This is a genomic window from Curtobacterium sp. 179-B 9B NHS (assembly GCF_045370965.1).
Classification (GTDB): Bacteria; Actinomycetota; Actinomycetes; order Actinomycetales; family Microbacteriaceae; genus Curtobacterium.
This window is the reverse complement of record NZ_JBIQDQ010000010.1, coordinates 75,576-87,820: the sequence shown is the minus strand read 5'-3', so window position 1 is coordinate 87,820 and position 12,245 is coordinate 75,576. Positions and strand designations below refer to the sequence as shown.

The following is a 12,245-nucleotide window of genomic DNA, read 5'->3' as shown; positions in this document are numbered from 1 at the left end:
CGCCCTTAGGCTCGATCCGCACCAAACGACACGGGGGAGCGCATGCAGATCACTACCGACGGGCAGGCCCTCCTCAGCCCGAGCGACCTCAGCACGTGGGCGACCTGCGAGTGGGCGTTCCTCCGCCGCCTCGACGCCAAGCTCGGCCGCGGTGGCCCCCTGCCCGACGAGCACGACGACATGCTCGAGCGCACCGCGCGCCTGGGGGACCAGCACGAGCTCGACTACCTCGACATCCTCAAGCAGACCCACGGCGTCGTCGAGTTCGACCGACCGGCACCTCCCGACTACGCAACGGCAGCGCAACAAGCGCGGAACGCGTTCCAGACGGGCGCGGATGTCCTCTACCAGCCGACCTTCCACGAGCCGCCCACCCCCGACCGCCCGGGCTTCATCGGCTTCGCGGACTTCATCCTCCGCAACGCTGAGGGCGCCTACGAGGTCTACGACACCAAGCTCGCCCGCCATGCCAAGATCAGCGCCCTGCTCCAACTCGCCGCCTACGCCGAGCAGATGCAGGCGCACGGCATCCCCACCGGCGAGCAGGTCCACCTGGTGCTCGGCGACCGGACGACCACCACGCACGACCTCGCCGACATCGCCCCGGTGTACCGCACGCAGCGCGCCGAACTGGAGCGGGTCATCGCGGAGCGGATGCAGGAGCACGAGGAATTGCAGTGGGGCGACCCCCGGTACTCCAGCTGCGGCCGCTGCACCATCTGCCAGACCCAGGTGCAACAGCACCGCGACCTGGTCCTCGTCGCCGGCATGCGCCTCGACCAGCGGACGAAGCTGATCCGGCAGGGGGTGCGGACGATCGACGACCTGGCGGACCGCACCGCGGCCGTGCCCGGCATGTCGCGATCCACGCAAGATCGGCTGGTGCGTCAGGCGCGCCTCCAGACCGAGACCGAGGCCGAGCAGCAAGCAGGCCGAGCCAACAAGACCAAGCCGCGCTTCGAACTCCACGACCCCCGCGCCCTCGACGCGATCCCGGAGCCCGACCCGGGCGACGTCTTCTTCGACTTCGAGGGCGACCCCCTCCACACCGAGGACGGCGTGCACTGGGGCCTCGACTACCTGTTCGGCCTTGTCGACGACCGCGCCGACTTCACCGCCTTCTGGGCGCACACCATCCGCGACGAGCGCCAGGCGCTGATCGACTTCCTCGCCTTCGTCAAGGAACGCCGCGCGCAGCACCCGGGCATGCACGTCTACCACTACGCCGCGTACGAGCGGACGCACCTGCTGTCCCTCGCCGCCCGGCACGGCGTGGGGGAGGACGACGTCGACGACCTGCTCCGAGCCGGCGTCCTCGTCGACCTGTACCCGATCGTCCGCAAGGCCCTGGTGGTCGGCAGCCGCAGCTACTCGATCAAGAAACTCGAGCCGCTGTACATGGGCGAGGACCTCCGCCTGAGTGACGTGACGAACGCCGCCGACAGCATCACCGCGTACGTCGAAGCCATCGAGGAACTGCGCAACGGCGACCCCGCGGCCGGACAGCGCATGCTCGACCAGGTCGCCGACTACAACGCCTACGACTGCCGCTCGACCCTGCGGCTCCGCGACTGGCTGCTGTCGCTCCGGCCGCCGCGCACGGAGCCCGCGACCGAGGACGCGGAACTCCTGCCGCCGATCCCCGTCGAGCGCGAGCCGAACCCCGTGTACACGGCCCTCGCCGCGCAGATCGCGGACGTCGACCCCCTCGACCGCGACGCCGACCAGACCGCGCTGGCGCTCGCCGCCGCCGCGATCGACTACCACCGCCGCGAGGCCAAGACCTTCTGGCAGGACCACTTCGACCGCCTCCGCAACCCCGTCGACGACTGGGCCGACACCCGCGACGTGCTGGTCGTCGAGCGCGCGTCGGTCGAGCGGGACTGGGACACGCTGCCGCGTGCCCGCTCGCAGTCACGAGAGATCCGCCTGTCCGGGACGCTCGCGCCCGGTTCGCGGATCCGGCCGGGAGGCACGCCCCACCTCGTCTACGACGACCCACTCCCGCCGTCGGTCACCGCTCCGGCTCAGGGTTCGAAGGGCGCGTCGGCCCGCGCGGTCGTGCTGGAAGCGGCGGACAACGGCGACGCCTTCGAGGTCCTGGTGAAGGAGAGCCTGCCCGTTGGCGGCGGGGAACCGCACCACGATTTCCCGGTCGCCCTCGCACCGGCCGCCCCACCGCGGCCGAAGCCGCAGCCCGAGGCGATCGCCGAGTGGGGCCAGGAGGTCCTCGACGCCCTGCCGTCGATGCTGCCCGACCCGGCGCTCGACCTGCTCCGCCGGGTACCGCCCCGTGGTGCGCTCGCTCCCGTCACCGGCGACGACACCGTCTCGGCGGTCGTCACGACGCTGCTCGGGCTCGACCGGTCGTACCTGGCGATCCAGGGCCCTCCCGGCACGGGCAAGACCTACGTCGGCTCGAACGTCGTCGCCCGGCTCGTCCGCGAGCACGGCTGGCGCGTCGGCGTCGTCGGCCAGTCTCACGCGACGAGCGAGAACTTCCTGTCGTCGGTGGTCCGAGCTGGTGTTCCCGCCGACCGCGTGGTGAAGGTGCCCAAGTCCGGCGCGACCGAGGACGAGCTCGAGGCCGCCGCGTGGACCCCGGTGAAGAACAACGCGGCCGTCTCCGCGTTCCTGTCCTCGTGCGCGGAGACCGGCACCGGGGGAGTCGTCGGCGGCACCGCGTGGACCTTCGCGAACGAGGGCACGATCCCGCGACGCTCCCTCGACCTGCTCGTGGTCGACGAGGCCGGGCAGTTCTCGCTCGCCCCGACGATCGCGTCGTCGATCGCCGCGCAGCGCCTCCTCCTGCTCGGCGACCCGCAGCAGCTGCCCCAGGTGTCGCAGGGGTCGCACCCGGAGCCGGTCGACCAGTCGGCGCTCGGGTGGCTGGCGGACGGGGAGCACGTGCTCCCGCCGGAGTTCGGCTACTTCCTCGCACACACCCGCCGCATGGAGCCCGCACTCACCGCGTCGGTGTCGGGGCTGTCGTACGACGGGCAGCTGACGTCGATCGTGAGTGGTCGGCACCTCGACGACCTCGACCCCGGTGTCCACCCCGTGCCGATCGTGCACAGCGGCAACACGACGTCGTCGGCGGAGGAGGCTGCACGGGTCGTCGAGCTCGCCCAGAGCCTGATCGGTCGTCGATGGGTCGACGGCGAGGTGACGCGCGCGTTGACGGACGAGGACGTCATCGTCGTCGCGCCGTACAACGCGCAGGGAGCGCTGATCCGCGAGGCCCTCGATCGCGCAGGCCTCCGCGGGACGCAGGTCGGCACGGTCGACATGTTCCAGGGGCGGGAGGCCGTGGTGTCGATCACGTCACTCGCGGCATCGAGTGCGGCGGACATCCCGCGCGGGCTCGACTTCTTGCTCATGCCGAACCGGTTGAACGTGGCGCTGTCACGGGCACAGTGGGCGGCGTACCTCGTGTACTCGCCGGCGCTCACCACGGGGTTGCCGCCGTCGATCAGCGGGCTGTCGTTGCTCTCGCGGTTCATCGAGCTGGTCGAGCCGCGGCGCTGACACCAGCAGAGTGACCGCGATCAGCCGGCCTGGACCGTGCCGACCGCCGAGCTGTAGCTGGCGGTCGCGCCGAACCGCGCCCCGATGATCGTGACCGACCATGCGCTCCGATCCGGCGCGACCGAGTACAGGACCCGCGCGCCCACCGGGATCGGCGCCAGTCCCGTTCCGTCTACCAGGGCGATCCGCGCCGGGTCGCTCGCCGTCGTGAGCTCGGTCGGGTAGTTCCCGGCGCCGAACCGTCCCTCCAGGGCGTACGCCAGGGTCCCGGCGCCCATGGCGACCGCGGATCGCTCGGTGTCGAAGCTCGTCGGCTCGGGAACCGCGGGCGCCTGCGGTGCAGCCGCCTCGGCCGGGGCCGGAGCCGCTCCCTGCACCGTGCTGTCGCCCGCAGCGGCTGGCTCCGGTGCAGCTCCTGCCGGTACCTGGTCCTCAGTCGCAGGAGCGGCAGTCACAGCATCGGGCGAGGACACCGCCATCGGGAACCCGGGGTCGAACACCTGCCCCTCGTGCGTCGCCGGCAGCGAGAGCACGGGCCATTGCACCCCGACGGTGGAGAGCCCGAACGCGAGCACCGCGTACGCCATGAGGGCCGTACCGACGGTGCCGAGCATGATCGCACCGCGGCCGAACGCGCGCGCGACGCTGCCGAAGCGGCTCCGGTCGGTCACGAGACGGCGTCCGATGACGATGGCTGTGACACCGATGGTCGATGCGATGAACCCGCTCTGGACCCCGGCCTCCTGCGGCTCGGCGAGTGCCATGACGAGGCTGCCGAGTCCGAGGAACATCGCCAGGGTCGCCCAGGCCCACGGTCGGGTGGCTCGCCGGGTGCCTCGGGGCGGTTCTGCGGTCAGGAACGCGGACCTCGGCCGTCGCGGCGGCGGCCCGGACGGTGCGTCGGCGAAGTACCCCGGAGGAGACCAGTCGCGTGGTCCCGGACCGCCCAGTGGCATCGTCGTCCCCTCGTTCTTCGTTCACGACGGTCCGAGTCTGGCTGTCGGTCTCGAGTTGAGCGATCCCCAGAACTGGGTGGATGCCGAGTGCGACGAGGGGCGTGTCGGGGGCTCCGGGGTCCGCGACGGTCCCGTCCGGAAGCGGACTGCCGGACCGCGTCGTCGGCAGCGAACGTGGCGTGACGATCTCGGTTCGCGATCGCCGGGAATCGTGAACCAGGATCGTCAGCTGCAGATCGCAGTCAGCAGGTCCGCCAGGCCAGTCCCCGGCGGGCCGACCTGGTCGGTGGTGGCCTAGCCCTGGGGGGAGTCCTCGGCCTCGTTGTCGTCGTCGCCAGGGATCTCGCCGCGCATCTGCGCCCGGATCCCCGCGAGCACGTCGGCGTGCAGGAAGTTGGCGTCCTCGGCGCTGGTCGGGTCGACGACGATGCCGAACTCCTCGGGCACCGCGGTCACGAGCTCGGCCATGCGGACCGGGCGGGCCTCGGTGCCGGGGACGCCCTCGGTGAGTTCGGCGGGGTCGGTGAACACCGGGACGAAGGGCAGGTCGCGGATCATCACGTGGGCGATGCTCCCGCCCTCGGGGTCGCCCGCGGGCTTCCACGGCACCCACGCGGCACTGCCGAGGAACCCTTGCGCCGACGACGCCATGCGGCGCCGCAGGGCTCCGGCGGGTGACTCGGTCCTGCCGGCACCGGGGCCGAACGCCGACCCGCTCGTGTCGTTGCTGCTCATGGGGTTCCCTCCGCCGTGGTGTGCCCGGCCATGCTCCCACGTGGTGCGGGCGGAACCGAATGCGGCACCGTCACAGCCAGCTCCCCACCGGACGCGAGCGGCGTTGCGGGGGTGAGGCGTGCCTCCAGACCGACGACGGCGCCCGACCCACGAGGTGGGCCGGGCGCCGGACGGACCACGCTCAGTACTTGGCCGACTGCCCGCCGTCGATCGGGACGACCGTCGCGTTGACGTACGAGGCGTCGTCGGACAGCAGGAAGGCGACGACGGCGGCGATCTCGGGGGCCTCACCGTAGCGCTTCGTGGGGTTGACCTGGATGAACTCCTCGGCGGCCTTCCGCGGGTTCTCCGCGTCGATCTGCTTCATCGAGTTCTCGACCATCGGCGTCCAGATCGCACCGGGGGCGATGGCGTTGATGCGGATGCCGTACTGGCCGTACTCCACGGCGGAGTTGCGGGTGAGGCCGACGACACCGTGCTTGGCGGCCGCGTAGCCGGACTGGTTGCCGATGCCGCGGATGCCACCGACGCTCGCGGTGTTCACGACCATGCCCGAGCCCTGCTCGCGCATGACCCGCAGCACCTTCTCGAGCCCGAGGAACACGCCACGGAGGTTGATCGACACGACCTTGTCGAACTCGGCGGCGGTGAAGGACTCAGTGGGGTTCTGCTTGCCCTCGATGCCGGCGTTGTTGAAGAAGCCGTCGATGCGGCCGAAGCGCTCGGTGGTGGCGGTGACGTAGGCGTCGACCTGGGCCTCGTCGGAGACGTCGGCGACGGTGGTGAGCACCTGGGCGTCGGGGGTCGCCTCGAGGACGGCGGCCTTCGTGGCCTCGAGTCCCTCGCTGGAGACGTCGACGAGCGACAGCTGAGCACCTTCGGCGGCCAGGCGGACGGCGGTCGCGCGGCCGAGGCCGGACCCGCCGCCGGTGATGAGGACGACGCGGTCGGTGAAGCGGGTGGTGGATGTCATGGATGGCCTCCTGCGGTCTTCGACGGTGAAGGGCTCGGGTCCAGCGGTGGGTCGACGAGTCCGTTCGATGCATCTGCATCGACACCTCTAGGCTACACCTGTCGTTTTGCTCCGTGGTCAGCCGCTCAGCAGCGCGCGAGCACCCGCTCCATCGCGTCGCGCTCCGCGGGCGCCACCCAGAGCCGGTACGTCGTCTTCACCGTGATCTGGTGCTCGACGTAGGTGCAGCGGAACGCCGTGTCCGCGGGCAGCCACGTCGCCGCGTCGCCCGAGCGCTTCTGCGCGTTCGAGCGGCCGTCGACGGCGAACAGGTTCGCGGGATCGTTCGCCAGGGCTTCGCGCTGCTCCCGCGTCAGCTGCTGTGCGCCGGTGCGCCAGGCGTTCTCGAGCGCGACGACGTGGTCGATCTGCACGAGGGTCGAGGTCCGGTTCCCGCGGACGAAGTCCACCCGCTCGCCGGTGTACGGGGAGACCAGCGTGCCGCGCAGGACCTTGCAGGGCCCCTGCCGCTCGATGTCCGTCAGGTCGCGGGCGAGCACGTCGTTCCGGGTGTCGCAGCCGTTGTGGTCGACGTCGAGCCAGGCGGTGCCGAAGCGGGCCTCGCGGTCGTAGCCGGTCGCGGCGGCCTTGCCCTTCACGGGCAGGGCAGCGAGCTCGCGGCGGGCGGTCGCGGCTGCGGTCGCGTCGGTCGGGCTGGTCGCCTCGGCCGCCTCGGCCGCCTCGGCCGCGTCGGTCGGGCTGGTCGGCTCGGTCGCGTCGACGGTCGGCCGGGAGGCGCCGCCCGCCTCGGCCCCACCGCCCGCGTCGGCCGTCGGTGCAGTGGTGATCGTCGGTGCGGCCGTCGACGAGGACGTCCCGTCCGCGGCGGCGTCGGCGTCCGCGTCGGTCACGCCGGTGGTGTGCAGCAGCCATCCGGCGAGGGCGACGACCGCGACGAGGCCGAGCGACGTCAGCGATGCCCGAGCCCTGCGGCGCGAGGAGGTGGAACGGGCGGAACGCGGACGGCGTCGACGGGACGTCATGGGGAGGCCTTCGGTGGTGCGGTGGAGCGGGCCCGGGTGGACCGTCCACGATCATCCCGTGCGGCACCGACGAACCAGGGCGTAGACACGGGGCATGACCGATCACGCGAACCCCTCCGTGCCCGTCACCGGTGGATCGATGCCGCTCCTCGGCTTCGGCACCTGGCAGATCCCCGACGCCGACGCTCCCGCCGCCGTGGGCGCTGCGCTCGAGGCCGGCTACCGCCACATCGACACCGCCACGGGCTACTCGAACCAGCGCGGCGTGGGGAAGGCGCTCGCCGACGCCGGCCTGGCCCGCGACGACGTCTTCGTCACCACGAAGCTCCCGCCGGACAACGCCGACCGGGTGCGCCAGACCATCGAGGAGAGCCTCGAGCAGCTCGGGCTCGACCACCTCGACCTGTGGCTCGTGCACTGGCCGCCGAACGGCGAGGCCCGACCCGACGTGTGGGAGCAGGTCGTCCAGGCGCAGGCCGACGGGCTGACCCGGGCGGTGGGCGTGAGCAACTACTCGCTCGCGCAGATCGACGAGCTGACCGACGCGACCGGGACGACCCCGGCCGTGAACCAGATCCGGTGGAGCCCCGCCGAGTACGACGCTGAGGTCGCCGCGGGGCTGCACGAACGTGGCGTGGTGCTCGAGGGCTACAGCCCGTTCAAGGCGAGCAACCTGCAGGACCCGACGCTCGTCGAGATCGCGGAGGCGCACGACGCCGACAGCGCGCAGGTCATCGTCGCGTGGCACGTGGCGCCCGGGTTCGTCGTGATCCCGAAGTCGTCCAACCCGGAGCGCATCCGGTCGAACGCGCTCGGGGCGCACCTCGAGCTGACCGCCGACGAGGTGTCGCGGATCGACGGTCTCGCCGGCTGACCCGGTCGCGACGGCGGGCTCAGGTCGGGAACGGCCAGAGCCCGCCGTCGTCGTACGGCTCGGCGAGGTCGAGGCCCTCGGCCTGCGCGATGCGGCGGAGCTTCCGCTCGAAGGTGGCGAGCTGGCCGTGCACGGCCTGTGCCGTGACGAGGACGACCGCGTCCGGCATGCCGAGCCGGCGGCTGGCGCGCATGTCCGCCGCCCGGCGTGCGGTACGGCCCGTGACCGGGACGACCGACACGCCGAGTCGTTCGATGGTTCCGCGCTCACGATCGGCGTGCCCACGCGACGCCGGTCGCACGAGCATCTCGGCGAGGGTCAGGGCCGAGGTGCAGAACTCGTCCCACGCGTGGTCCTCGACCAGGTCGTACGCTCGCTCGTGCAGGCCGTCGCCCTCGTCGAGCAGCGCGATCACGACGTTCGCGTCGAGGACCATCACCGTGCCGGCCGCCTCCGCCGATACCCCTCGAACACGCTCGACCAGACGCCTCGGCTGCCGCCGAAGGAGCCGCCGAGCGTGACCTCGGCGCCGTTGCGCAGGCGGAAGGTGGACGTCGCCGTGGTGCCGTCGCGCCGGACCACTCCTGTTCGCGGCGGCGCCTGATCGGCGTGGGACTCGAGATCGGCGTGCGGCTCGACGTCCGGATCGGCCGGAGTCGGTGTCAGGAGGCCCGCGACCGGGACCTGCGGAGCGGGACGGGGCTGGGCGGAGCGGCTGGTCTCGACGAACATGCGGCGACGGTACCGACGCGGGCGTCCGGACGCGAAGGAGTTCGTATGTCGCGGCTCAGGTGAGCAGCGAGCGGATGTCCTCGGCGGTCAGGTCGTCGGCGAACAGGGCGTCGTCGTCGATCATGGTCGCGAAGAGTTCGGCCTTCTTGGCGGCGAGGGCGAGGACCTTCTCCTCGATGGTGTCCTCGGCGATGAAGCGCTGCACGTTCACGGAGCGGGTCTGCCCGATGCGGTGCGTCCGGTCGACCGCCTGGGACTCGGCGGCCGGGTTCCACCAGGGATCGAGCACGAAGACGGTGTCCGCCTCGGTCAGCGTCAGCCCGAAGCCGCCGGCCTTGAGGGAGATGAGGAACGCCGGTGCCGTGCCGGTCCGGAAGCGGTCGATGACCTGCGGGCGCTTCCGGGTCGAGCCGTCGAGGTACTCGTACCCGATGCCTCGGGCGTCGAGTGCCTCGGCGACCATGCGCAGGAACGTGGTGAACTGGCTGAAGACCAGGGCGCGGCGGCCCTCGGCGGCGAGCTGCTCGAGCTCGTCGAGCAGCAGGTCGAGCTTCGCCGAGGGGATGGGATCCGCACCGGCGGCGACGTCGTCGTCGGCGTCGTGGTCCGTCTGCTGCACGAGCGCCGGCGACAGGGCGAGCATCCGGAGGAGGGTCAGCGACCGGAAGACGATCATCCGGTTGCGCGCCAGGTCGTCGATGAGGTCGAGGACCTTCAGGCGCTCCCGGTTGAGGGTCCGCTCGTACAGCGCGCGGTGCGCGGGGTCGAGCGTCACCCGGACGACCTGCTCCTGCTTCGGCGGCAGGTCGGCGGCGACGCTCTCCTTCGTCCGGCGGAGCATGAGCGGTCGGATCCGACGCCGGAGCCGGTCGGTGAGCTCCTTGCGGGCGTCCCCGCGCAGGTCGGGGGAGCCGAGCGGCTTGACGTAGTCGTCGCCGAACCGGGACCACGACGACAGCAGCCCGGGCGCGACGACGTGGAACAGCGCCCAGAGGTCGGTCAGCCCGTTCTCGAGCGGGGTCCCCGTGACCGCGAACTTCACCGGCGCGGGCAGCTCGGCCGCGACCCGGTGCGTCTGCGACTGCGGGTTCTTCACGAACTGCGCCTCGTCGAGCACGAGCGCCGACCAGGACACTCCGGTGTACTCGGCGGCGTCGAGCCGGAGCAGTGCGTACGAGGTCACGACGACGTCGGACTCCGCCGCCGCCCGGGCGACCCGGGCGTGGTCCTTGAGCGAGGTCGCGGTGACGGCGGTCACCCGCAGGGAAGGGGTGAAGTGGGCTGCCTCGTCCGCCCAGTTGCCGACGACCGAGGTCGGCGCGACGACGAGGAACGGCGGAGCGTCGGGCTCGGACCGGCGGGCGGCGGCGATCATGGACAGCACCTGCAGGGTCTTGCCGAGGCCCATGTCGTCGGCGAGCACCCCACCGATGCCGTGCTCCCGCAGGAACCGGAGCCAGGCGTAGCCGGCGTGCTGGTAGGGGCGGAGCTCGGCGTGCACGGTGTCCGGCACGGGGACCTCGTCCTGCGGTGCGGCGTCGAGCAGACCCGCTGCGATCCGCTGCCAGCGCTCGTCGTGCTCGGTCTCGTCGGCCAGCTGGTCGAACTCCGACCACAGTCCGGCCTGCAGCGGGGTCACCGTCAGGGCCTGGTCGGGTTCCCACTCGTCGAGCTCGCGCGCTTCCTCGATGAGTTCCTTGAGCCGGTCGAACGTCGGGTCGGCCAGCGACAGGTACGACCCGTCGATGAGCTTCATGCGGCGGTCACGCTTCGCCAGCGCCCGGAGCAGCGGGGTGAACGGTATCTGCCGCCCGTTCACGGTGACGAAGATGCCGAGGTCGAACCAGTCGTGCTTCTCGGACGGCATCGTCGTGACGCGGATGTGCGGTCGCCCGGTCAGCCGCTCGTGGTCGCCGGGCTCGCCCTGCACGACCGTCCGGACACCGAGTGCGGGCAGGGCTGGCAGGAGTTCGGTCGCGAAGACGGCGACGTCCGCACCGTCGACCGTGCCGTCCTCGAACCAGGCGAGACCGCCGCCGGGGCCGGTCGTCTCGGACTCGTCGGCGGCGTGCAGCCCGGTCAGGTCGGGGAGCGGGCCGTGCAGCGTGACCGGGTCCTTCCGACCGTCGACGTGCCACCGCCACTGCAGGTGCAGGCGGTCGTCGGTCCGGGGCGCCCGGGCGGGTTCGAACGTCGCCGTCAGGACGAGCTCGGGCGGTGTCCGCTCGGGGAGTTCGACCGAGCCGTCGGAGCTGACGAGACCGAGCGCGCCGCGGAGCCGCGGCGACCAGTCGGCCAGGAACTCGTCGACGGCATCGGCCGGCACGGTGATGCGCGCGCCCTCCGCGAGCATGCGGCGCTGGTCCTCGGGGACCGGAGCCGGGGTCGGCGCGAGGGTGACGTGGAACTCGGGGCTCTCGCGGAAGGCGTAGACACCGTGGTCGCCGATCGTGCGCGCCGAGCCGTCGGGTACCGGGCGCCCGTCGACGACCGCACTCGCACCGATGACGAGCGCGCCGTCGTGCCGGGCCGCGTCGAGGAGCACGCGCCCGTCGCCGCCGAGGACCGCGCCGCCCTCGCGCTTGCCCGTCACGAAGGCGATCCCGAGTCCGGCTGCCTGCCGGAGCAGCGGCCAGAGCAGGGGGCTGCCGAAGTCGTCGAGGTGCACCCAGTCGCTCTCGCCGGGGAGCCCCGCGAGCTGCCCGGCGCGGTGCAGCGCGGAGAACTGCAGGAACCAGGCGTGCTGTTCGGGCGCGATGCCGAGCCGGTTCATCGAGTAGGGGAGCGTGCCCCAGGTGAGCTGCCCTCGGACCCAGTTGCCGGCGGCGCTGCGGGTCACCGGGCGGACGCCGAGCCGCACGCTGCGGGCACGGGACGGCAGCGCCCGGCCGGCGGCGCGCGCACGGGAGGCGAGTGCGGCGGGGACCGCGTCGCGCAACTCGAACTGCAGACCCATGGGGGTGCCCTGCGGGGCGACCGCCCGGTCGTCGTCACCGGCGAGGCGGGCGAGGTCGAGCCTCCAGTCCGGGGCAGGCGGTGGGGCGAGGGGAGCCGCTGCTCGGGGTTCGGCGGCGAGGGCCCGCGCGTTGATGGTGAGGAGCGCGGCGGCGACGTGCTTGCAGTCGCCGCCGAGGGGGCAGGAACACGTGCTGCGGACGGGGCGGACGAACTCGCCGCGGGCGACGGTGGTCTCGACGCGGAGCTCGTAGGGGTCGTCGGCGGAGCCGGAGACGGTCGCGGTGACCGTGCCGTCGTCGTCGTGCCAGGTGGCGTCCTCGACCAGGCCCGCGCGGACCACGTCGCGCGCGCGGCCGAAGGTCTGCGGCCCGACGAACCGGATGACGTCGACGGCGTCGATCATCGGGGCGGCGGGCACGGGTCCATCGTGCCAGGCGCCACCGACCTTCGCTGCTGGCCCTCCGCTG

General features: G+C 72.4%; 9 protein-coding genes. 2 read left to right on the top strand and 7 right to left on the bottom strand.

Annotation, left to right across the window (positions count from 1 at the left end):
* The first annotated feature begins 42 nt into the window (after positions 1 to 42).
* Positions 43 to 3,528, top strand: coding sequence for a TM0106 family RecB-like putative nuclease (locus tag ACH0A8_RS10385; RefSeq protein ID WP_406907144.1), 3,486 nt, complete (start codon positions 43 to 45; stop codon positions 3,526 to 3,528).
* Between the two features lie 20 nt (positions 3,529 to 3,548).
* On the opposite strand, the gene ACH0A8_RS10380 is transcribed toward ACH0A8_RS10385, so the two are convergent.
* The 4 genes from ACH0A8_RS10380 to ACH0A8_RS10365 all read right to left on the bottom strand — a co-directional run bounded on the left by ACH0A8_RS10380 (position 3,549) and on the right by ACH0A8_RS10365 (position 7,214).
* The gene (locus ACH0A8_RS10380; protein WP_406907143.1) at positions 3,549 to 4,319 is read right to left on the bottom strand and encodes a hypothetical protein; all 771 of its coding nucleotides are present in this window, start codon (positions 4,317 to 4,319) and stop codon (positions 3,549 to 3,551) included.
* Between the two features lie 459 nt (positions 4,320 to 4,778).
* Complete coding sequence (locus ACH0A8_RS10375; protein ID WP_406907142.1) at positions 4,779 to 5,219, bottom strand: SseB family protein; 441 nt, start codon at positions 5,217 to 5,219, stop codon at positions 4,779 to 4,781.
* A 181-nt stretch (positions 5,220 to 5,400) separates the two neighbouring features.
* Positions 5,401 to 6,192 (bottom strand): SDR family oxidoreductase, encoded by a 792-nt coding sequence (locus tag ACH0A8_RS10370; RefSeq protein ID WP_066653568.1) that lies wholly within the window; start codon positions 6,190 to 6,192, stop codon positions 5,401 to 5,403.
* A gap of 125 nt (positions 6,193 to 6,317) precedes the next feature.
* Positions 6,318 to 7,214, bottom strand: coding sequence for an HNH endonuclease family protein (locus tag ACH0A8_RS10365; RefSeq protein WP_406907141.1), 897 nt, complete (start codon positions 7,212 to 7,214; stop codon positions 6,318 to 6,320).
* Between the two features lie 94 nt (positions 7,215 to 7,308).
* On the opposite strand from ACH0A8_RS10365, the gene ACH0A8_RS10360 reads away from it, so the two are divergent.
* Positions 7,309 to 8,088, top strand: coding sequence for an aldo/keto reductase (locus ACH0A8_RS10360; protein ID WP_406907140.1), 780 nt, complete (start codon positions 7,309 to 7,311; stop codon positions 8,086 to 8,088).
* A gap of 19 nt (positions 8,089 to 8,107) precedes the next feature.
* Here the strand turns inward: ACH0A8_RS10360 and ACH0A8_RS10355 are convergent, their stop codons facing one another.
* The 3 genes from ACH0A8_RS10355 to ACH0A8_RS10345 are packed head-to-tail and all read right to left on the bottom strand — an operon-like array spanning position 8,108 to position 12,196.
* Entirely contained in the window at positions 8,108 to 8,524 is a 417-nt protein-coding gene (locus ACH0A8_RS10355) for a type II toxin-antitoxin system VapC family toxin (protein WP_406907176.1), read from the bottom strand.
* Positions 8,524 to 8,820, bottom strand: coding sequence for a hypothetical protein (locus ACH0A8_RS10350; RefSeq protein WP_406907139.1), 297 nt, complete (start codon positions 8,818 to 8,820; stop codon positions 8,524 to 8,526). Before ACH0A8_RS10350 ends, ACH0A8_RS10355 begins: the two co-directional genes overlap by 1 nt.
* 55 nt (positions 8,821 to 8,875) lie before the next feature.
* Positions 8,876 to 12,196 (bottom strand): SNF2-related protein, encoded by a 3,321-nt coding sequence (locus tag ACH0A8_RS10345; RefSeq protein WP_406907138.1) that lies wholly within the window; start codon positions 12,194 to 12,196, stop codon positions 8,876 to 8,878.
* Positions 12,197 to 12,245 lie beyond the last annotated feature (49 nt).

Bases quoted from the DNA above. Each gene is read 5' to 3' on its own strand.
- ACH0A8_RS10385 (WP_406907144.1), top strand. From the start codon at position 43: ATGCAGATCACTACCGACGGGCAGGCCCTCCTCAGCCCGAGCGACCTC.
- ACH0A8_RS10380 (WP_406907143.1), bottom strand. From the start codon at position 4,319: ATGTTCCTCGGACTCGGCAGCCTCGTCATGGCACTCGCCGAGCCGCAG.
- ACH0A8_RS10375 (WP_406907142.1), bottom strand. From the start codon at position 5,219: ATGAGCAGCAACGACACGAGCGGGTCGGCGTTCGGCCCCGGTGCCGGC.
- ACH0A8_RS10370 (WP_066653568.1), bottom strand. From the start codon at position 6,192: ATGACATCCACCACCCGCTTCACCGACCGCGTCGTCCTCATCACCGGC.
- ACH0A8_RS10365 (WP_406907141.1), bottom strand. From the start codon at position 7,214: ATGACGTCCCGTCGACGCCGTCCGCGTTCCGCCCGTTCCACCTCCTCG.
- ACH0A8_RS10360 (WP_406907140.1), top strand. From the start codon at position 7,309: ATGACCGATCACGCGAACCCCTCCGTGCCCGTCACCGGTGGATCGATG.
- ACH0A8_RS10355 (WP_406907176.1), bottom strand. From the start codon at position 8,524: ATGGTCCTCGACGCGAACGTCGTGATCGCGCTGCTCGACGAGGGCGAC.
- ACH0A8_RS10350 (WP_406907139.1), bottom strand. From the start codon at position 8,820: ATGTTCGTCGAGACCAGCCGCTCCGCCCAGCCCCGTCCCGCTCCGCAG.